This is a genomic window from Bacteroidales bacterium, from assembly GCA_017521245.1.
Taxonomy (GTDB): Bacteria; Bacteroidota; Bacteroidia; order Bacteroidales; family G3-4614; genus Caccoplasma_A.
In genome coordinates, this window is record JAFXDI010000025.1 from 45,548 (window position 1) to 66,577 (window position 21,030).

The 21,030-nt window shown below is 39.0% G+C and carries 13 protein-coding genes; 8 read left to right on the forward strand and 5 right to left on the reverse strand.

Translation table 11 applies throughout. The features are described from left to right. Positions 1-21: 21 nt before the first annotated feature. Genes IKK64_05230 through IKK64_05240 form a run of 3 tightly spaced genes read right to left on the reverse strand, consistent with a single transcriptional unit; the run spans position 22 to position 3,787 of the window. Entirely contained in the window at positions 22-1,812 is a 1,791-nt protein-coding gene (locus IKK64_05230) for a chloride channel protein (protein MBR4119465.1), read from the reverse strand. 5 nt (positions 1,813-1,817) lie between these two features. Next, complete coding sequence (locus IKK64_05235; GenBank protein MBR4119466.1) at positions 1,818-3,224, reverse strand: sugar transferase; 1,407 nt, start codon at positions 3,222-3,224, stop codon at positions 1,818-1,820. Next, positions 3,221-3,787, reverse strand: a complete 567-nt coding sequence (locus IKK64_05240; protein ID MBR4119467.1) for a threonylcarbamoyl-AMP synthase — start codon at positions 3,785-3,787, stop codon at positions 3,221-3,223. Before IKK64_05240 ends, IKK64_05235 begins: the two co-directional genes overlap by 4 nt. 209 nt (positions 3,788-3,996) lie before the next feature. Here IKK64_05240 and IKK64_05245 point away from each other — a divergent pair, with 209 nt between their 5' ends. The 8 genes from IKK64_05245 to IKK64_05280 all read left to right on the forward strand — a co-directional run bounded on the left by IKK64_05245 (position 3,997) and on the right by IKK64_05280 (position 17,938). Continuing rightward, entirely contained in the window at positions 3,997-4,605 is a 609-nt protein-coding gene (locus IKK64_05245; GenBank protein ID MBR4119468.1) for a superoxide dismutase, read from the forward strand. Positions 4,606-4,840: 235 nt separating this feature from the next. Next, entirely contained in the window at positions 4,841-7,126 is a 2,286-nt protein-coding gene (locus IKK64_05250; protein MBR4119469.1) for a UvrD-helicase domain-containing protein, read from the forward strand. A gap of 49 nt (positions 7,127-7,175) precedes the next feature. Beyond that, positions 7,176-8,309, forward strand: coding sequence for a carboxynorspermidine decarboxylase (gene nspC / locus IKK64_05255; protein MBR4119470.1), 1,134 nt, complete (start codon positions 7,176-7,178; stop codon positions 8,307-8,309). A 186-nt stretch (positions 8,310-8,495) separates the two neighbouring features. After that, positions 8,496-10,451, forward strand: a complete 1,956-nt coding sequence (locus IKK64_05260) for a DUF4876 domain-containing protein (protein ID MBR4119471.1) — start codon at positions 8,496-8,498, stop codon at positions 10,449-10,451. A gap of 309 nt (positions 10,452-10,760) precedes the next feature. Further along, a complete protein-coding gene (locus IKK64_05265; GenBank protein ID MBR4119472.1) occupies positions 10,761-13,949 on the forward strand; it encodes a DUF4981 domain-containing protein in 3,189 nt (1,062 codons plus the stop codon). A 51-nt stretch (positions 13,950-14,000) separates the two neighbouring features. Further along, complete coding sequence (locus IKK64_05270; protein ID MBR4119473.1) at positions 14,001-16,244, forward strand: GH92 family glycosyl hydrolase; 2,244 nt, start codon at positions 14,001-14,003, stop codon at positions 16,242-16,244. Between the two features lie 45 nt (positions 16,245-16,289). Then, on the forward strand, positions 16,290-17,486 hold the full coding sequence (locus IKK64_05275) for a saccharopine dehydrogenase family protein (protein MBR4119474.1): 1,197 nt from the start codon (positions 16,290-16,292) through the stop codon (positions 17,484-17,486). A gap of 2 nt (positions 17,487-17,488) precedes the next feature. Continuing rightward, positions 17,489-17,938 carry a peroxiredoxin gene (locus IKK64_05280; protein ID MBR4119475.1) on the forward strand — a complete coding sequence of 150 codons (450 nt, stop codon included), beginning with the start codon at positions 17,489-17,491 and terminating at the stop codon, positions 17,936-17,938. Positions 17,939-18,225: 287 nt separating this feature from the next. Here IKK64_05280 and asnS read toward each other — a convergent pair whose 3' ends face one another. Beyond that, positions 18,226-19,623: an asparagine--tRNA ligase gene (asnS, locus tag IKK64_05285; protein MBR4119476.1), complete on the reverse strand. Its 1,398-nt coding sequence runs from the start codon at positions 19,621-19,623 to the stop codon at positions 18,226-18,228. Between the two features lie 37 nt (positions 19,624-19,660). Then, positions 19,661-20,776, reverse strand: a complete 1,116-nt coding sequence (locus IKK64_05290) for an rRNA pseudouridine synthase (GenBank protein MBR4119477.1) — start codon at positions 20,774-20,776, stop codon at positions 19,661-19,663. Between the last annotated feature and the right edge of the window lie 254 nt (positions 20,777-21,030).

Genomic DNA, 21,030 nt, shown 5'->3' on the forward strand with positions numbered 1-21,030 from the left:
CCTTTTTTAATAAAATAATCTTTAATCCTCCGAGTAGTGAACAAGCACCCTTCGGTATGAGTTGAATATCTTTGATTTAGAAACAAATCCAATATACTTGCCATTCTCTACAACAGGTAGGTTCCATGCATTGGTCTCGTCAAAAATTCGCATCACTTGTTCCATTGGCAGGCCAAGTTCAATTTTGGCAGGGGGCGTAACCATAAATTTGCTAACATGGAAACGTTTATACAACTCGGGACGGAACATAATATTTCTAATATCATCCAATACCACCATACCCAAGAAGTTGTTCTCTTTATCAATAACAGGGAATATATTTCTATTTGATTTTGATATAATTTGTACCATCTCACCCAAATCCATTTCGGGCCTAACGGTGAGTAGATCAGTCTCAATAACGCTATTCATTTTAAGTAGAGTAAGCACCGCTTTATCTTTGTGATGAGTAATAAGTTCGCCACGTTTAGCAAGACGGTGAGTATATATACTGTGGCTGCTGAAAATCCTAACCGTTCCGTACGAAGATAGCGATGCAATCATCAATGGAAGAAAAAGGTCATATCCACCCGTCAATTCAGCAGTTAAGAAGAGAGCCATTAGTGGGGCGTGCATAACACCGGCCATAACAGCAGTCATACCCATCAAAGCAAAGTTCTTTTGCGAAAGAGGGTCGGGCATCTCAATAAAGTGGTTAAATATGAATGCAAAAATGAAACCGCACATACAACCCACATACAAACTTGGGGCAAAGGTTCCACCCACACCCCCTGCTCCGTTAGTAGCGGCCGTAGCAAACGATTTAAACATTATGATAAGAGCAATCATAAGGGTTAAAATCCAGAAACTATCTCTACCCTCATAAAAGATACTCTCCTCAGTAATAGCCTGAGCATTACCGCTTATAATCTGTTCAATGGAGTCATAACCCTCACCATAAAGAGGTGGTAAGAAAAATATGGCAGTACTCAAAATTATGGAACCAACAGCAAACTTAAGCCAAGGCTTACTATTGAGTTTTCCAAACATCTTCTCCATAACCAAGATTGTGCGAGTAAAATATAGCGAAATAAAACCGCAGAATATACCCAGCATTAATACAATCGGAAATCTTTGAGCCTTCCATATCTCGGTATGGTCAAACCTAAACTCAGGCATAGGACCATCAAAAATATATATAACAGTAGCGGCGGTAGCAGCCGAAATCATAAGAGGCATAACCGATGCCGTAGTAAGCTCAAACATCAACACCTCAATGGTGAAAAGAAGTCCTGCAATAGGAGCCTTAAATATGGCGGCAATACCAGCAGCTGCACCGCAACAAACAAGTAACATAAGTTGTCGAGCATCAAGGCGGAACATCCTGCCGATATTAGAACCAATTGCAGCACCAGTATAAACCATAGGAGCCTCGGCTCCTACTGAGCCACCAAAGCCAATTGTAATAGAACTTGCAATGAGCGAACTATAAGTGTTATGTGGTTTTAATCTGCTTTTGCGTTGAGCAATAGCATGAAGCACACGGGTAACACCATGGCTGATATTATCCTTAACAATATACTTGACAAACATCCACGATAACAGAATACCTATCGAGGGGTAAACCAAAAACAGGTAGTTGGCTCCATCAATAGAGAAGTGCTCGGTAAGAGCATCTTGTATAAAATGGATAATATATTTCAATAACATAGCAGCACCTGCTGCCCCAATACCAATAACGAGGCTTAAAATGAGAATCAAATTCTTTTCGGTAATATGCTTCTCTCTCCAGATGGCAAGTTTTAAAGTAAAGTTCTCTAATTTGCTAATCATAAAAATTACATTCCGCGACCAGTAAAAACAATTTTTACTGTATAAAATAAAATCTTAATATCAATCAAAAGAGACATATTCTCCAAATAGATAATGTCAAATTTCAATCGATTAATCATCTCGTCAATATTACGGGCGTACCCATAATTAACCATACCCCACGATGTGATACCGGGCCTAACTCTGTGTAACAGGCTGTAATATGGAGCACGTTCAATAATCTTGTCAACAAAATATTTTCTTTCGGGGCGAGGACCAACCAACGACATATCCCCTTTAATTACATTCCAAAACTGAGGAAGTTCGTCAATGCGGTATTTCCTTAACCAGTGACCAAACTTTGTAATCCTCTTGTCATCGGGGCTCGAAAGCATAGGAGTCTCCTTTTCGGCATTCTCTATCATTGAACGGAATTTATACATAGTAAACTCTTTGCGTTTAAAGCCTACGCGCTTTTGTTTGTAGATTATATCACCCTTTGATGAAAGTTTTACCCTTATTGCAACGTATAACATAAGAGGAGAAAGAATGATAAGAGCAATAGAAGAGAGAATAATATCACAAAAACGTTTAATATTCTCTTCGGCATCCGACAAAGATAGAACACTCACATCAACAAATGGTGCACCATAAATATCAGACAATCTAATCCTTGAAGTAAGAATCTCATACTCCCTTGCCTCTAACATAATAGGTAAATCATATTTGTATAGCGAGTTTATAATGTTAAAGGTTTTTGCTCTGTCGTTATGTTCAGGAGCAACAATGAGTTTTTTGATATTATTTTTGGTTATAACTTCATCCAGATCATCAAAGTTATACGATGGAAGGTTTGTTGTAGCGTTCTCTTCTTCGGGTAGTTTAACATATCCCACAATGTCGTAACCAACCGAGTATCTTAAATTTTTAATTGATTCAACGAGTTTTACGGCACTACTACTACAACCGATAACAAGAGTATTAAAACCTATTGCACCACTATGAACACGTTTTGCAGTAACCGAAGTTATATAACATCTGCCACAATATACCCAAGTAAAGCCAATAATAAACAGAGTAAGAACAAGAATGTAGTTGTACTCGGTATAAATATATTTGTTCATCAATGAGAAGAATAGTATTGACAATACCCATATAGTAATAGATATAAAGGTAGTAAAAAACTCTCCTGCTCTCGATTTAAAAACAACTCTGTTGTAGTACCCCGAAAGATAGAATATTAACATCATACCCAAAGGATAAACAATCTGTGCAGTAATAGTTCGAGGGGTGGATATAAAGTTCAGGAACGAACCATACATCGCTTCAAGAGGCAAAATATTGTAACGATATATATTAAACGTAAACCACGTTGCCAAAGCAGCAAAGCAGTCCCACAAAATATAACGTCTCTTTAACCTTTTGTTAATCATTCTCTAATAATCTTAATAACGCCACCATCATCAACCTTTATAACACTCGATGCCGAAGGTTGGCTAATATCCTCGCGTCTAAAATCAACAACGTAATCAACACTGTCAATAATATAGTCTGTAATCTCTTTGAAATTTTTTGGAGCAACCTCGCCGCTAATGTTAGCCGAAGTAGATACAATGGCTTTTCTAAACTTATAGCAAAGTTTTTTTGAGAACTCTTCTGCAGTAACCCTAATGCCTACACTGCCATCTTCTGATAGTAACAGAGGAGATAAATTTCTTCCACGAGGATAAACAATAGTCAAAGGTTTATTAGCAACCTCCACTAAATCTTTAGTAATTTCAGGAGCAGCATCAGTGTAAAAATCAATCTTGACACTATTGTCCACCAATACAATCAATGCTTTGCTATCGGCTCTGCGTTTAATCTCAAAAACCTTTTTTACGGCTTCATCGTTGGTGGCATCGCAACCAATACCCCAAATAGTATCGGTAGGGTAGAGGATAATACCCCCTTTTGATAATACCTCACAAGCCTTTTTTATCTCATCATCAATCAAAGCCATACTACATCATTATAATATATAGCAAAGATATATTTAAAAAAGCAGTTAAACAAATAAATTGGCTATGAGTTATTATATAGCAGTTGATAGTTATAATACCATTTAGATTTTAATGGCATTTTAGACTTTAAAATAAAAAAAATGAAAATTAAGTGAACTTTTTTGCAATATAAAATGTTATTATAGTAAACAAAGACAAAACTATGAAAACCAAACTACCTGTGTTGCAATTTGCTGAAGATGCACTAATGCCGGTAATTAGTGCAAAGACAATAAGTTATCATTACGGAAAGCACACAAAAGCCTATTTTGATAACCTGAATAAACTAATTGAAAACTCCCCTTTTGTTGGAAAAGAGCTGGAAGAGATTATCATTAATAGCAAGGGAGCAATCTTTAACAATGCGGCACAGGCGTGGAATCATATCTTCTATTTTGAACAATTTGCCGGAGAGCGAAACGTTAAACTTGGAGGAACAATAAGAACGGCCATAGAACGAGATTTTGGAAGCGAGATAGGATTTAAGGAACGATTTGTTATGGAGGGGATAAACACATTCGGGTCTGGATGGGTGTGGTTATCATGCGATGTAGAGGGAAATTTAGAGATTGACAAGTGTCATAATGCCGACAACCCTATTTTATTACGTCGCATACCTCTATTGTGTTTTGATGTATGGGAACACGCCTACTATCTCGACTACCAAAATCAACGAGCCGAACATCTTTCGGCACTATGGAGCATATTAAATTGGAATGTGATAGAAAAAAGATACAAGAATCGAACTTTATTTAGAGATAATTGTTTATAATAATGTAAAACGAAAAACAAACTACACTTTCAAAAAAATTACGCGTGAGCGTAAATGCACTTAATAAGCATAATGTGATGAATTTTTAATGTTTTTAAAGGGCCATATCGCGTGAGCGACCGCCCTTTTTTTTATGCGATAAAGAGCGGAGTTCTATGCCTAAACAATAATTGTTGATAATTATTGCTATTATTCTCTCTCAGTTTAAATCTAAATTAATATCTTTGCTCTTTATATGCAACCCATAAATTTAAATAATCTAAACGATAGTCAACGCAGTGCAGTAGAGTATTGCGATGGAGTTTCGCTTGTCATTGCAGGAGCAGGGTCAGGAAAAACACGTGTGCTTACACATAAGATTGCATATCTTTTGAGTATGGGATACTCGCCATACTCAATACTAGCACTAACCTTTACCAACAAAGCAGCGGCAGAGATGAAGACACGTATTGCAACAATGGTGGGTAGAGATATAGCATCGCGTATATGGGCAGGAACATTTCACTCAATATTTTTACGAATTTTACGTCCGTACGCCAATAGATTAGGATTTCCAGCAGATTTTACTATTTACGACAGTTCCGACTCTCGCAGTCTTATAACTACAATCATCAAGGATATGAAACTCGATGATAAAGTTTATAAACCACGTAGTATAGCATCAATCATATCGCGAGCAAAGAATGCGCTAATAACACCCTCAGCATACGCAACAAATAGAGAAATAGTAGAGGATGATTATAGAGCAAAGCGTCCTGCAACAAAAGATATATATCGAGCATATTTTGAACGATGTCACCGAGCAGGAGCAATGGATTTTGATGATATACTCCTCTATACAAACATACTCTTCCGTGATAATCCCGATGTGGTTGAGCATTACGGAAACGTGTTCCGATATGTGTTGGTAGATGAGTACCAAGATGTAAACTTTGCACAACACCTGATTGTAAAACAGATAGTAAAGCATTGTAAAAGATTGTGTGTGGTGGGCGATGATGCACAAAGCATATACTCTTTCCGCGGAGCAAACATAAGCAACATACTCAATTTGCAACACGAATATGGTAATTGCCGAATATTCAAACTTGAGCAGAACTATCGTTCAACACAAATGATAGTAAATGCAGCAAACAGCCTGATAGCAAAGAATAAGGGGCAAATACCAAAGCACCTATTCTCTGAAAACGATAGAGGAGAGAAGGTAAAACTTGTAAGATCATACTCTGATTACGAGGAGGCATATATGGTGGCAGGCTCAATAAGCGAGGTACATTTGCGATATGGCGACACCTACAATACCTTTGCCATACTCTATCGCACCAATGCTCAATCGCGAGCATTTGAGGAGGCACTGCGTAAACGCAATATACCATATCGGATATACGGTGGAATATCGTTTTATCAACGAAAGGAGATAAAAGACGTAATAGCATATATACGTCTGGTACTCAATCCAAGTGATGAAGAGGCGTTGAGGCGAATAGTAAACTATCCGGCACGCGGAATAGGAGATACCACCATAAAAAAAATATCAGAGGCAGCAACTACCCACGCACAAACATTGTGGACAATATTAACTGCTCCATTGGAGTGGGGGGTAAAGATAAACTCAGGAACACAAACAAAACTAAAAAACTTTGCAACTCTCATAACAGAATTACAAGAGGAGGTAAAAATAAAGAATGCAGATGAGTTTGTTAGAGATCTAATCAAAAAAACAGGAATCTTTGCCGATGTATATGTTGACAATCTCCCCGAGAATGTAAGTAAACAAGAGAACTTGCAAGAGTTGGTAAATGCAATAATAGATTTCTGTGCCAACCGACAAGAGAGTGGCGAGAGTGCAACAATAAGCGACTTTCTCTCTGAGGTATCACTAGCAACAGACCAAGACAAAGGCGATGAGGGTGAAGCAGAAAAGGTAACCCTTATGACAATACATGCAGCAAAAGGATTGGAGTTTGCAAATATATACATAGTAGGAATGGAAGAAGATCTCTTTCCCTCATCAATGAGCAAAGAATCAGTTAGTGAATTAGAGGAGGAACGCCGTCTCTTTTACGTAGCAATAACCCGAGCAGAGAAACGTTGTACACTGTCGTATGCAACATCGCGTTATCGCAACGGGCAAACTACCGCACCCTTACCAAGTAGGTTTTTGAAAGATTTAGACTATCAATATATAAACGACACAACAGGAGTGTCGCAATTTAGAGAGTCAACCACTACGCAGTTGCAACCACGCATACAAACAAGAGTGGTAGTACACGAGGAGTCAACACAAACCCTGCGTTCAATGCGATCGGCAATCTATACTCCATCGCCCAAAACCGATATGGAGTCAAAGAAGAACGATGCAGAGTTAAGAGTTGGTTCAAGAATCAAGCACGACCGATTTGGAGAGGGCGAAGTTCTCTCAATGTCGGGCGAAGGAGATAATCGCAAAATAGTGGTAGAATTTAAAAATGTAGGAACAAAAACGTTGTTACTAAAATTTGCTCGATACACAATCTTGTAGTAAAAAAAATGTAGGAACGTGACCTATCACGTCCGCAAAAAGATAAAATATGAAAAAAGAAGATATACCCTCACCATCATTTGTCCTCGAGGAGGAAAAATTTCGTAAAAACCTATCACTCATTCGTTCTGTAAAAGAGCGAGCAGGAATAGATATAATAATGGCATTCAAAGCCTTTGCATTGTGGAGAGTCTTTGATGTAGTGCGAGAGTATATACCATATACAACAGCAAGTTCCTTGTCAGAAGCACGATTGGCATACGAAGAGATGCACTCTTATGCACACACTTACGCACCGGTATATCGTGATGATGAATTTCCTCAAATTATGGAGTGTAGCAGTCATATAACATTCAACTCACTCACACAGTACGAACACTTCCGCCCACAGATTGAGGCATCAGAACGCCACATCTCGTGCGGAATACGCATAAATCCCGAGTATTCGCAAGTAGAGACAGACCTCTATAACCCATGTGCGCCGGGCTCACGACTTGGAGTAACGGCAGATAAGTTACAACAACTCCCCGTAGGCATTGAGGGACTGCATTGCCATACCCTATGTGAGTCCGATTCATATATGTTGGCAAACGTATTAGAGAAAATTGAGGAGCGTTTTGGAGTCCTGTTACCACAAATAAAGTGGCTAAATATGGGAGGTGGACACCTAATGACACGAGCAGGGTACGACATAGAACATCTTGTCTCTTTGCTTCGCCGATTTAAAGCAAAATATCCTAACCTGCAAATAATATTAGAGCCGGGTAGTGCCTTTGCATGGCGAGCAGGATATCTAAAATCCACCATACTTGATATTGTGGAAAACAGAGGTATCCGCACCCTAATGCTAAACGTATCGTTTGCGTGTCACATGCCTGATTGCTTGGAGATGCCCTACCGCCCCGAAGTAGAGGGAGCGCACCAACCAAAGAGCGGAGAGGTGGTATATCGGTTAGGAGGAAACTCATGCCTAAGTGGCGACTTTGTAGGCGACTATGCTTTTGACCGAGAGCCACAAATAGGCGATACCATAATTCTTTGCGATATGATGCACTACACTACCGTAAAAACCACAATGTTTAACGGAGTGTCTCACCCTTCAATAGTATGGGAAGCAACTGATGGTACAGTAGCCATTCTTCGTCAATTTGGTTACGAAGATTATAAAAATAGAATGAGTTAATTTATAGTTGTTGGTTAACGAACATACGTTCGTTGAATCTCCTCACGCTCGGCAAAGTTTAAGTAAACTTATTTTACCCTCGCTTACTCGTAGATTTGTTAGTTGTCGGCGAATGATTTTAAAGACTTTAATGACTTAAATGATACAATAAAAACAAAACTTAATAATTTAAATAAATAAATAATTATGAAACACTTAAAATTTTATGCAGGCATTATAACAGTGCTAATGTTGTTGTCGCAGATTACATTTATTTCATGTACTGAAGATTACGGTCCTGATATTGAAAAATTAAAAGAAGATGTATCAGAAATTCAAGAGCAACTAACCAAATTAGAAGAAGCATACTCTTCAGGAAAAATAATAACCAAGGTAGATCCTTTGCAAGGTGCAGAACCTAATAGTTGGCAAATCACCTTCTCAGATAATAGTTCAATAAGTATCTATTCAGGAAAAGATGGGGTAAATGGAGCAGATGGCAAAGACGGAATAACACCCTATTTAAAAGTAAATAACGAAGGATATTGGATTGTCTCATATAATAATGCTCAAACCTTTGATATATTGGCAGATGCCTCAGGAAGTCCAGTATATGCAAAAGGGATAGATGGTATTAATGGAACAGACGGTAAAGATGGAGCAGATGGTCAAGACGGCATTAATGGAACAGACGGTAAAGATGGAGTAGATGGTCAAGATGGCGTTTCAGTAGAAGTGAGAGTAAACCAAGATGGGTATTATGAAATAATCACCTATCTTGAAGATAAGAATAACCCAATAAGTGTGCAGACAACCCCATATAGCAGTAATCCATCAAATCAAATAGCTTCAATAGTAGAGAACAGTTTAACAGGCGAAATAACACTCACAATGGCGAGTGGAAAAGAGTATAAGTTTGGAAGTAAAGTAGTATATCCCACCTCAATAATAGTATTAACCAAAGAGGTGGAGATAGAGACAGAAGGCGCAACAGCCGAAATAGAGTTTCGAGTAAATCCCTCAAATGCGGTAATAACAAAAGCGGATATAGCCATAGATAAAATCTCTCCCAAAGCCTATGCCGAAAGTTATGTAACAGTTTCGGAGAATTATGAGATAGAGGGGTTGAGAGCGTCAGTAAACGGTAAAGGCGAAACCTTGCGAGGGCAATACATCTTAACAATAAAAGATAAAGGAGCTGGAGAGTATAGTGAGAATTGTACATTGGTAATAACTACCAAAGATGCACAAGATAATACAATTCAAATAAGTTCTGATGAGTTTTTAATATACGCTTCATATTTATCAATGCCTCCATTGGTTATCAAAGAGTTTTACACAGCAATGTGTAAACACTCTGAGACTCACAAAAATTATATGTATGACCAATTCTATGAGATTTATAACAACTCTGCGAAAGTTCAATATCTTGACAACTGCATATTAGCAAAAACTGAGGTTCAAGCAAACAGTAAAATTATATACTGGCCTGATAATGATGAGGAAAACAAAGAGGTTGCAGTAAGTTCATACGTTGCTGGTTTCGTTGGTGACGGAACAGGCAAAAAATATCCTTTGGAGCCAGGACAAAGCGTAGTAATTGCTTTCCAAGCACAAAATCATACTATCATGAGTGATAATCCTGATACAGAAGAAGTTGAGGTAAATACAAACACTATCGACCTTAGCAAGGCTGACTATGAGATTGATATCACAGAGTACAGACCAACATATGTTGCTAACCCAGATGTTCCCAACCTAACAATCCTTGCTAAACCCGGAACTCAAACTCTATTGTTTGGTCTTATCCCAGCATTTGGTGCAGGTTTAGTATTAGCACAAGTTGATGATGTTGAGGCATACGTTGCTGACCAAGCTAACTGGAAAACTAAACCAGAAGGAACTGACCAAGAGCCTTACTTAATGATTAAATACAAAGATATCCAAGATGCTATAAATATTGTTTGTGAAACAGAGACTAACCGTCGTGTTGTTCTTCCTGCAACTGTTGATGCTGGTATGCTTTGGACATCTGCAATGTACAACGGAATGGGATTCACTCGTAAAGTTCATAAAGTTATAAATGGTCGTATTATTTATAAAGATACAAACAACTCTTCTGAAGACTTTGAGCCAGAGGCTAAACCTTCACCGGGAATGTAAACAATTCAATGATGCAATAGTAAAGGAGATATGCTTAAGAGGTGTATCTCCTTTTTTACCTCTTTGTTCAAAGAAAAGAGCATTTCTTTTTTTTATCTCTAAAAGCCATAGCTAATAACTTACCACGCAAAACTAACCCCCAAAATAATTGCATTTTATCACAATTTACATTAACTTTGTAGAGTGGAGAATTGTGTTTTTGTAAATCTATACAATTAAGAGGTTTATACCTCTGTTTATCAATTGGGTAGTTAATTAATAATACAATAATTCGCTAATAAACAAGAGAATAAAAAAATATAGTTACTTATGAATTTTAGAGGTTATGCTTATTTAGTTCTTGCGGTAGTGGCAAGTGCTATGTTCAGTTTGTCGGCAGAGGCAAAAGGATTTTACAAGGAGATTAGTAATCCCCGTTTAGTATCAAAAAACACTGAAGAGGCTCGTGCATCGTTCTTGCCTTTTGAGAATGAGGCTCAAGCTGTTAAAGGAAACTATAAAGAGTCGCCCTATTACAAATCTCTTAATGGAACATGGAAATTCTTATACACTGAGAATCCATATAAAATTCCGGCAGACTTTATGTCGCCTGTTTTAGACGATTCAGAGTGGAGCGATATAACTGTTCCGGGAAACTGGGAGCGTCAAGGATTTGGTATTGCAATCTATACCAATACAAGTTGGGAGTTCTGTTCTCGCAACAATCCTCCATATATGGATGGTCCTAAGCCTCCATACGTTCCTGAGACATTCAACCCAACAGGAGTTTATCGCACAACTTTCACTGTGCCAAGCGACTGGGATGGACGTCAAATATTTATCTCGTTTGATGGTGTTAAATCAGCAGCATATCTCTACATAAACGGAGTTGAGGTAGGAATGAGTAAAGATAGTAAACTTCCTGCTCGTTATGATATTACCCGTTTTGTTAAAAAAGATCTCCCCAACCAACTTACACTAAGAGTGTTCCGCTGGAACGACGGATCATATTTGGAGTGTCAAGACTTTTGGCGTATCTCAGGAATTGAGCGAGATGTATATATCTACTCACAACCTAAAACTCGCATTAAAGACTTTACTGTTGTTGCAGAGTTAGACAAAGAGAACTACACCACAGGAGAGTTTGCTTTAAAGGTTGATCTTAAAAACCACACAGGCAAAGAGGAGAACTACAAAGTATCATACCGATTAATGGATGCTGAAGGCATAGAGGTGCTTAGCGGAATGTCTCCCGGTAAAGTTGGAAGAAAAGATAAAGTTGAGTTTGCTGCTGAGATTGCAAATGTTAAACCTTGGACAGCAGAGACTCCTAACCTCTATACTCTTGTTATTAAACTAACATCGGGCGAGAATACCGAGATTATCTCTGAGAAGATAGGTTTCCGCACCGTAGAAATAAAAAACCGTCAACTCCTTGTTAACGGACAACCTATTTTGATTAAGGGTGTAAACATACATGAGCATAACGAGTTTACAGGACACTATGTTGATACTGCTCTTATGATTAAGGACTTTGAGTTGATGAAACGCTATAACGTAAACACAATACGTACATCGCACTATCCTCAAAACGAGTTGTTCTATCGCTTGTGTGATAAATATGGATTCTATGTTATAGGAGAGGCAAACGTTGAGTCTCACGGAATGTTCTATAACCTACGCGACTGTATAGGAAATAATCCATCGTATTGCGATGCTATTGTAAGTCGTAACATTGAGATGGTAGAACGAGACAAAAACCACCCATCAATAATTATCTGGTCGCCAGGAAACGAATCGGGTAACGGCTATTGTTTCTATCAAGCATACGTTGAAATGAAGAAACTCGATCCTACACGCCCCATACAATATGAGCGTGCCGATATGGAGTGGAATACCGATATCTTCTGCCCAATGTATTCAACACCAGCCGACTTGTTGAAATACGCAAACGATCCATCGGCAGACCGACCTATGATTATGTGTGAGTATGCTCACGCAATGGGTAACAGCCTTGGAAACTTTAAAGAGTATTGGGATATTATTGAGAAGTACGACATTCTTCAAGGAGGTTGTATCTGGGACTGGGTTGACCAAGGATTTGCCGAGGTTGATGAGAATGGTCGCAAGTTCTGGGCATATGGAGGAGACTATGGACCAAAAGGAACACCATCGGATGATAACTTCCTAATCAACGGCATTATCTTCCCCGACCGCACAACAAAACCTCATACCGAGGAGATGAAAAAGATTTACCAAAACATAAAATTCTCAATGCCTGAGAGTGGTAAGTTGGAGGTTAAGAACTGGAACTACTTTGTTGACCTATCAGCATACAACTTCCGTTATGAGATTGTAGCAGAAGGAAAAGTAGTTCGCAAAGGAACATTCAAATTAGCAACTGCACCTCAAGCAACTGAGACAGTTACTATAAAACTACCTAAATTTGCAAAAGGAGTAGAATACTTCTTGAACGTATATGCAATGCAAAAAGAGGCAACATGTTTACTCCCTGCAAATCACGTTGTGGCATGTGAGCAAATTGAACTTACAAATGGTAAATCTATATTGGATATTCCTGTCAAGGGTAGTGTGTTGAAGGTTGCTGACAGCAACGGCAAAACAGTTGTTGAAGGAGCAAAATTCGCTATGGAGATTGACAAGACAACAGGAGTTATAACATCGTACAAAGTAGCAGGAGAGGAGTTGTTGAAAGATGGTTACGGACCACGTCCTAACTACTGGAGAGCCCCAACCGATAACGACTACGGTATGAAACTGCAAAAACGCTCTCGTGTATGGCAGGCAGCATCAAACGCACCACGTGTGGCAAGTAACTACAATGTTACAAACCAAAACGGCATTGTTACTGTAAAATTCTCTCAGGCAATGGTCGATAGCGTAGCACAAGACATTGAGTATAATATCTATCCATCGGGATATATGGCAATGACCGTTAATACAATTACAGAGAATGATATGCCTATGATGCCACGTGCAGGTATTAGAATGCAACTTAACGGAGAGTATGACAATGTTAAGTACTACGGACGCGGAGAGTATGAAAATTACCCCGACCGCAAAACTGCATCGTTTGTAGGTGTATATAACACAACTGCCGAAGATATGTACACTCCATATATTCGTCCACAAGAGAACGGACACCGTAGTGACGTTCGCTACTTTACTTTGACTAACGACAAAGGAAATGGAATTATGGTAACTGCACAAGAGGATTTAATCCAATTCAATGCTCTTAAAAATACCATAGAGGATTACGAAGCAGGAGACCAAGGAGGCGAGACTGGATCAAACGATCCTGCTAAAAAAACTATCAACTACAAACACCAAAACGATATTACTCCACGCGATTTAGTTGATTGTTGTGTTGATTATAAGATGATGGGAGTAGGAGGTAATAATAGTTGGGGAGGATGGCCTGAACCACAATATCTGTGCTATCCTGACGCTCAAGTTGAGTCGTTCACTTACATTATTGCACCAGTAGTTAAGAAATAGAGAATAACTTAAACCAATTAATTAATTGGTTGCTGAAAACTAAAAAAAGATATGAAAATATTAAAATTGGCACTTCCCATACTATTGTTATTGACAGGGTGTGCAAAGCAAGAGGTTGATTATGCAGCTTTCGTTAATCCGTTTGTAGGAACAGGCGGACACGGACACGTTTATCCTGGAGCAGTTGCTCCATATCCAATGATTCAGGCAAGTCCTGATACAAGAATGTATCAATGGGATGCTTGTGCTGGTTATCACTACTCAGATACCACAATCAATGGTTTCTCTCATAACCACCTAAGTGGTACAGGTTGTGGCGATTATGGCGATATCCTTATTATGCCTATGATTGGTACTCCTCAAAAGTTGGATAAGGAGGGAGAGAAATCTCAAGAGATGCCCTACTGTTCTCCATTCTCACATGAACAAGAGGTTGCAGAACCGGGTTACTATTCTGTTATGTTAGAGAAGCACAACATTTTAACAGAACTTACAGCAACTCAACGAGCAGCAATATATCGTTTCACATTCCCCGAGACAGATAGTGCAACTATACTTTTGGATATGGACTACAGCCTTTCGGTGTTTGGAGACCAACGCAACGATATACTTGACCTTCAAGTGGTAGGCGACAACGCTATTTGTGGTAGTAAACAAACCAAAGGTTGGGCGTGGGAGCAGGCTGTAAACTTCTATGCTGAAACATCGCAACCCTTTACATACACTATAATTAAAGATACTGTAACAAGAGAGGGAATTGAGAAACCTCGCTTAAAAGCGTTGCTAAACTTTAAAACACAAAAGGATACTCCTTTATACTTGAAAATTGCACTATCGTTTGTTGATACCGAAGGAGCTAAGAAGAACCTATTGGCAGAGATTCCCGATTTTGACTTTGATGCAACACGCAAAGCAACACGCAAAGAGTGGAACAAAGTTCTAAGCAGGGTAGAAGTAGAAACCTCTAATCAAACAGATAAAGAGATATTCTATACAGCAATGTATCGTACATCGCTATGCCCCAATATGGCTTCCGATGTTGACGGACGTTATTTAGGTATGGATCACGTTGCACGCACATCGGAGCGTCCAATGTACACCATCTTCTCACTTTGGGATACCTTTAGAGCATATCACCCAATGATGACAATAATTGATCCCGAACGCAATGCCGACTTTGTAAACACTTTGGTTGAGAAGTATAAAGAGGGAGGATTGTTACCTATGTGGGAGTTGGCATCAAATTACACAGGAACAATGATTGGTTACAATGCAGTTTCGGTTATTGCTGATGCTTACATTAAAGGATGTAGAGATTTTGATGTAGAGGCAGCATTTGAGGGATGCTTAAAATCTTCAAATGGCGACACCTCAAATATTATTGTTCCTCGTGCATTTATTCCATACATACAACCGGTATCAAAAATATATAAAGATGCTTTGGGTTATGTACCTTGTGACAAAGAGGGAGAGTCGGTAGCAAAAGCGTTGGAGTATGCATATGACGATTGGTGTATCTCAGTATTTGCCGATGCCTTAGATAAGGACGAAGAGGCTGCGGAGTTTGCTCAAAAGGGTAAATATTATCAGAACTACTTTGATGCCTCAACAAAGATGATGCGAGGAAAAGATTCAAAAGGGGAGTGGCGTACACCATTCAATCCCTATGCTTCTAAGCATCGCGATGATGACTACTGCGAGGGAATTGCTTGGCAATGGACATGGTTTGTTCCTCACGATGTTGAGGGATTAGTTGAGTTGATGGGCGGAAAAGAGCAATTCATCACTCAATTAGACTCGTTGTTCTTCAATCCCAATGGAATACAAGGCGAAGATGTTTCAGCAGACATCACAGGCTTAATAGGATTGTATGCACATGGAAACGAACCAAGTCATCACATAGCGCACCTCTATAACTATGTAGGAGAGCCACAAAAGACTCAAGCAATGTTGGATAGTATCATCTACTCGCAATATCGTTTAGATCCCGATGGTATTGCAGGAAACGAGGATTGCGGACAGATGTCAGCATGGTATATCCTAAATAGTATGGGTATATATCAAGTAGCACCAGGAAACCCAGTATTCTCAATTGGTCGACCAATATTTGACCAAGCGACAGTACGTCTTCCTGAGGATAAGACATTTGTAATTAAGACAATAAACAACTCTCGCACAAACAAATATATTAAGAGTATGAAACTCAATGGCGATGAGTTGGTATCACCCTTCATCAATTATGTAGATATTATGAATGGAGGTACATTAGAGATAGAAATGACAGATAACAAATAAGAGAAAATAAAATATTTATTAACTAAAATTTAAAAACCTATTGCAATGGCAAGAGTATTAGTTATTGGAGCAGGCGGTGTCAGCACCGTAGCAGTTAAAAAAATGGCAATGAATGCCGATGTGTTTACCGATATTATGTTGGCAAGCCGCACCAAAAGCAAATGCGACAAAATAGCGGATGATATTAAAAATATTAAGATACAAACCGCTCAAGTAAATGCCGACAATGTTTCGGAATTGGTTGCTCTATTTAAAGAATTTAAACCTGAATTGGTAGTGAATTTGGCACTTCCATACCAAGACCTTACTATTATGGACGCTTGTTTAGAGTATGGAGTAAGTTACTTAGATACTGCAAACTATGAGCCATTGGATGAAGCTAAATATCAATATAGTTGGCAATGGGCATATAAACAACGCTTTGAGGAGGCAGGGTTTACAGCAATACTTGGATGTGGATTTGACCCAGGAGTAACCGGAGTTTATACCGCATACGCTGCAAAACATCACTTCAGCGAGATACAGTATCTCGACATTGTAGATTGTAATGCTGGAGATCACCACAAAGCATTTGCAACAAACTTTAACCCCGAAATCAATATCCGAGAGATTACTCAACGTGGTAAGTTCTATGAGAATGGAGAGTGGAAAGAGACCGATCCTCTATCGGTACACCAACCATTGAACTACCCCGAAGTAGGACCAAGAGAGTCATATTTGATGTACCACGAAGAGTTGGAGAGTTTGGTTAAGAACTTCCCTACAATAAAACGTGCACGCTTCTGGATGACATTTGGGCAAGAGTATTTGACACACCTACGAGTTATACAAAACATAGGTATGGATAGTATTAAGCCAATAATGTATAACGGAGTAGAGATTGTACCTATCCAATTCCTAAAAGCAGTGTTGCCTAATCCGGGAGACCTTGGCGAGAACTATACAGGGCAAACATCAATTGGTTGTCGCATTAAGGGACTTGATAAAGAGGGAAAAGAGATTACATATTATGTTTACAACAATTGTAGTCATGAGGAGGCATATCGTGAGACTGGTGCACAAGGAGTAAGTTATACAACAGGAGTACCCGCAATGATTGGAGCAAAAATGTTCTTAAAAGGCGAGTGGCGTAAACCAGGAGTATGGAATGTTGAGGAGTTCAATCCCGATCCATTTATGAAAGAACTTAACGAGCAAGGATTACCTTGGCACGAACTATTTAATGTTGACTTAGAATTATAATAATGAATATAGGAGACAAAGTACCAGACCTCTTGGGTTTAGACCAAGAGGGAAACGAGGTACGAGTAAGCAACTACTCAGGAAAAAAAATAGCACTCTACTTCTATCCCAAAGATAACACTTCGGGATGTACGGCGGAGGCGTGTTCGCTTCGTGATGGGTATGACCAACTAATATCAAAAGGATATGCAGTTATAGGAGTAAGTAAAGATAGTGCAAAATCGCATCAAGGATTTATAGCCAAACACTCTTTGCCATTTCCTCTAATTGCCGATACCGAAACCACCCTACAACAACTTTTTGGTGTGTGGGCAGAGAAAAAACTCTATGGACGTACCTATATGGGAACACTTCGCCAAACATTTATTATTGATGCCGATAGTGCAACAATAGAGCGAATCATAGAGAAGGTAAAAACCTCTGATGCTGCTAATCAGATTTTAGATATTTAGATAGAGGTTATTAGTGGAACGAGAGTAGGTACAAAACTTCCTCTGATTAAGTAAAAGAGTATTATAAGCAGGAAAGGGTTACCTTTTGGTAACCCTTTTGTTGTATCCACAACCCCCTTACATGGTTAGGAGAGGAGGCTGTAAGTCGGAGGGATAATAAATATCTAACCATTTTTGCCTGATAGTGCATCAAAAGCAGGAGACCAGAGCAAAAAAAACTCTTTTGCTCTGGTCTCTTATATTTGTAGAATAAATGCTAATTTACTACTATCTTATATAGTTTTCTTTTAAAACTCAGCATTGCGTGGTGTACGTGGGAATGGTATTACGTCACGTATGTTGCTCATTCCTGTTACAAACAATAGTAGGCGTTCAAATCCTAATCCAAAGCCTGAGTGGGGTGCTGTTCCAAAACGGCGAGTGTCTAAGTACCACCATATATCTTTTTCGGGTACCCCCATTTCGTTTGCTCGTTTTGCGAGTTTTTCGTAACTCTCCTCGCGTTGTGACCCTCCAATAATCTCTCCAATTTTTGGGAATAGAATATCCATTGCTCGTACTGTCTTGCCATCATCGTTTTGTTTCATATAGAACGATTTTATCTCTTTAGGATAGTCGGTCAAGATTACCGGGCGTTTGAAATACTCCTCTACTAGGTAACGCTCATGCTCTGCGGCAAGGTCTGCTCCCCAGAATACAGGAAACTCAAATTTCTTACCTTTTGCTACTGCCTCTTCCAAGATGGAAATTCCTTCGGTATATGTTAGGCGTTTAAATTCTACATCTATTACTGAACGTAGGCGAGTGAGTAACTCTTTGTCAAACATATCGTTTAGGAATTGTAGATCATCGGCACAGTTGTCTAATGCCCAGCGTACGCAATATTTTATGAAGTCTTCTGCCAACTCCATATTGTCTTCTATCTCGTTGAAGGCTACCTCTGGCTCAATCATCCAGAACTCAGCCAAGTGGCGTGGTGTGTTTGAGTTCTCGGCACGGAATGTGGGGCCAAATGTATATACTGCTCCAAGTGCCATAGCTGCTAACTCTGCTTCTAATTGTCCTGATACGGTTAGTGATGCTTGGCGGCCAAAGAAATCATTGTCATATATTATTGAGCCGTTTTCATCTTTCTTTAAATCGTATAGGTTCATTGTTGTTACTTGGAACATTTGTCCTGCTCCTTCGCAGTCAGATGCTGTTATCAATGGTGTGTGGAAGTAGTAAAATCCTCTCTCATGGAAGAAGTTATGTATAGCCATTGCCATATTGTGGCGTATGCGGAACACTGCTCCAAATGTATTGGTACGTGGACGCAAATGGGCTACCTCACGTAAATACTCCATTGAGTGTCCTTTCTTTTGTAGTGGGTATGTTTGAGGATCTGCTGTTCCGTAAACCTCTATCTCTTTACATTGTATCTCTATCTCTTGGCCTCCTCCTTGAGATGCTACTAACTCTCCTACTACCGACAAACATGCTCCTGTTGTGATAGTTTTCATCTGCTCCTCATCGGCTGTTGCAAGATCAACCACTACTTGTATGTTTTTTATGGTTGTTCCGTCGTTAAGTGCTATAAACGCTACTTGTTTGTTTCCGCGTTTTGTTCTCACCCAACCTTTTACGTTTACTACATTGCCTATGGGCTTTTGTGTAAAAAGGTCTGCTATTCTAATTCTTTTCATATTATTAGTTTTATATATTTCTCTTGTGGTTTTTAAACTACTCAAATGCTCCCATATGTAGCATATTTACCTCCTCTTTTGTCAGGTAACGCCAACGTCCACGAGGTAGGTCTTTTTTAGTTAGTCCTGCAAAATATACTCGGTCGAGTTTTTTTACTTTGTATCCTAACGACTCAAATATACGGCGTATGATTCTGTTACGTCCTGAGTGTATCTCAATACCAATCTGGTCTTTATCGGTTTCTGTGGCGTAACTTATTGCATCGGCGTGTATCGGTCCGTCGCTCAACTCAATGCCATCGGCTATGCGTTGCATATCTTCTTCGGTTACGTCCTTATCGGTGCATACGTAATAGATTTTTTTCTTTACATATTGTGGGTGAGTTAACTTTGATGCTAACTCTCCATCGTTTGTCAATAGAAGTACACCTGTTGTGTTACGGTCAAGTCGGCCTACAGGGAATATTCTCTCGGGACAAGCCTTGCTGATTATATCCATAACTGTTAAGCGTCCTTCGGGGTCGCTCATTGTGGTTACACAGTTTTTAGGTTTGTTAAGCAACACATATACTTTATGCTCAGGAGTAACCACTTTATCTTTTATGGTTACTACATCGCCAAAGAGTATCTTTGTTCCGAGTTCTGTTATCTTAACACCGTTTACTTTTACCTCGCCTCGTTGTATCATCTCATCTGCTTCGCGGCGTGAACATACACCTGCTGTTGATAGATATTTGTTTAGGCGTATTGGCTCATCGGGGCTGAATGGTGCCTTATATAGCAATGGCTCTGGTACTTTATTTGCTTTTGGTTTTGGTGCAGGTTTTGCTTTTTTAGGTGCTCCAAATCTTCCTTCGGCAGATCGGTCTTTCGCTGCGTTGTATGGTTTACGATAGCCATCGTTGCGTTTGTTGAAACGACCTTCACCTTGTCTTGTTGATTCGCCGTACGAATTGTATCTTTTTGACTCTGTTCTTGGTTGTCCTTCGCCATAAGTATAACCATCGCGGTTTCCTCTATGCTCTGTCCTATAAGAACTTTTTTGTTGATCTCCATTGTATGGTTTACGATAACCTCTCTCTGAAGTGTAACCTTCAAAACCATCTCGTCTCTCTCCAATTCTTGGTCGGCGAGATCTCTTTTTTCCTTCCATTAATTTACAGTTTGTTTTTAAGTTGGTCTCAGAACTAAATTGTTTATCTCGAGACATTTTTTTAAACTTTGTAACTCTACAAGCCTCACGGCTTCTTTACTACTTTTTGTCTCTTATTTGCTTATATAACAAATTTTAAATACAAAAAGTTCATTTATTTCTGCAAAGTTAGCGTTTTTTATGGTAATAAACAATCACTTATATAAAAAAGTTTTTATGCTGCTATTTTGATTAATCTATTTTTTGTAACTTCG

What these genes read in the sequence shown, in the direction of transcription:
- IKK64_05230 (MBR4119465.1), bottom strand. Translation starts at nt 1,812, where the DNA reads ATGATTAGCAAATTAGAGAACTTTACTTTAAAACTTGCCATCTGGAGA.
- IKK64_05235 (MBR4119466.1), bottom strand. Translation starts at nt 3,224, where the DNA reads ATGATTAACAAAAGGTTAAAGAGACGTTATATTTTGTGGGACTGCTTT.
- IKK64_05245 (MBR4119468.1), top strand. Translation starts at nt 3,997, where the DNA reads ATGAAAACCAAACTACCTGTGTTGCAATTTGCTGAAGATGCACTAATG.
- IKK64_05250 (MBR4119469.1), top strand. Translation starts at nt 4,841, where the DNA reads ATGCAACCCATAAATTTAAATAATCTAAACGATAGTCAACGCAGTGCA.
- nspC (MBR4119470.1), top strand. Translation starts at nt 7,176, where the DNA reads ATGAAAAAAGAAGATATACCCTCACCATCATTTGTCCTCGAGGAGGAA.
- IKK64_05260 (MBR4119471.1), top strand. Translation starts at nt 8,496, where the DNA reads ATGAAACACTTAAAATTTTATGCAGGCATTATAACAGTGCTAATGTTG.
- IKK64_05265 (MBR4119472.1), top strand. Translation starts at nt 10,761, where the DNA reads ATGAATTTTAGAGGTTATGCTTATTTAGTTCTTGCGGTAGTGGCAAGT.
- IKK64_05270 (MBR4119473.1), top strand. Translation starts at nt 14,001, where the DNA reads ATGAAAATATTAAAATTGGCACTTCCCATACTATTGTTATTGACAGGG.
- IKK64_05275 (MBR4119474.1), top strand. Translation starts at nt 16,290, where the DNA reads ATGGCAAGAGTATTAGTTATTGGAGCAGGCGGTGTCAGCACCGTAGCA.
- IKK64_05280 (MBR4119475.1), top strand. Translation starts at nt 17,489, where the DNA reads ATGAATATAGGAGACAAAGTACCAGACCTCTTGGGTTTAGACCAAGAG.
- asnS (MBR4119476.1), bottom strand. Translation starts at nt 19,623, where the DNA reads ATGAAAAGAATTAGAATAGCAGACCTTTTTACACAAAAGCCCATAGGC.
- IKK64_05290 (MBR4119477.1), bottom strand. Translation starts at nt 20,776, where the DNA reads ATGGAAGGAAAAAAGAGATCTCGCCGACCAAGAATTGGAGAGAGACGA.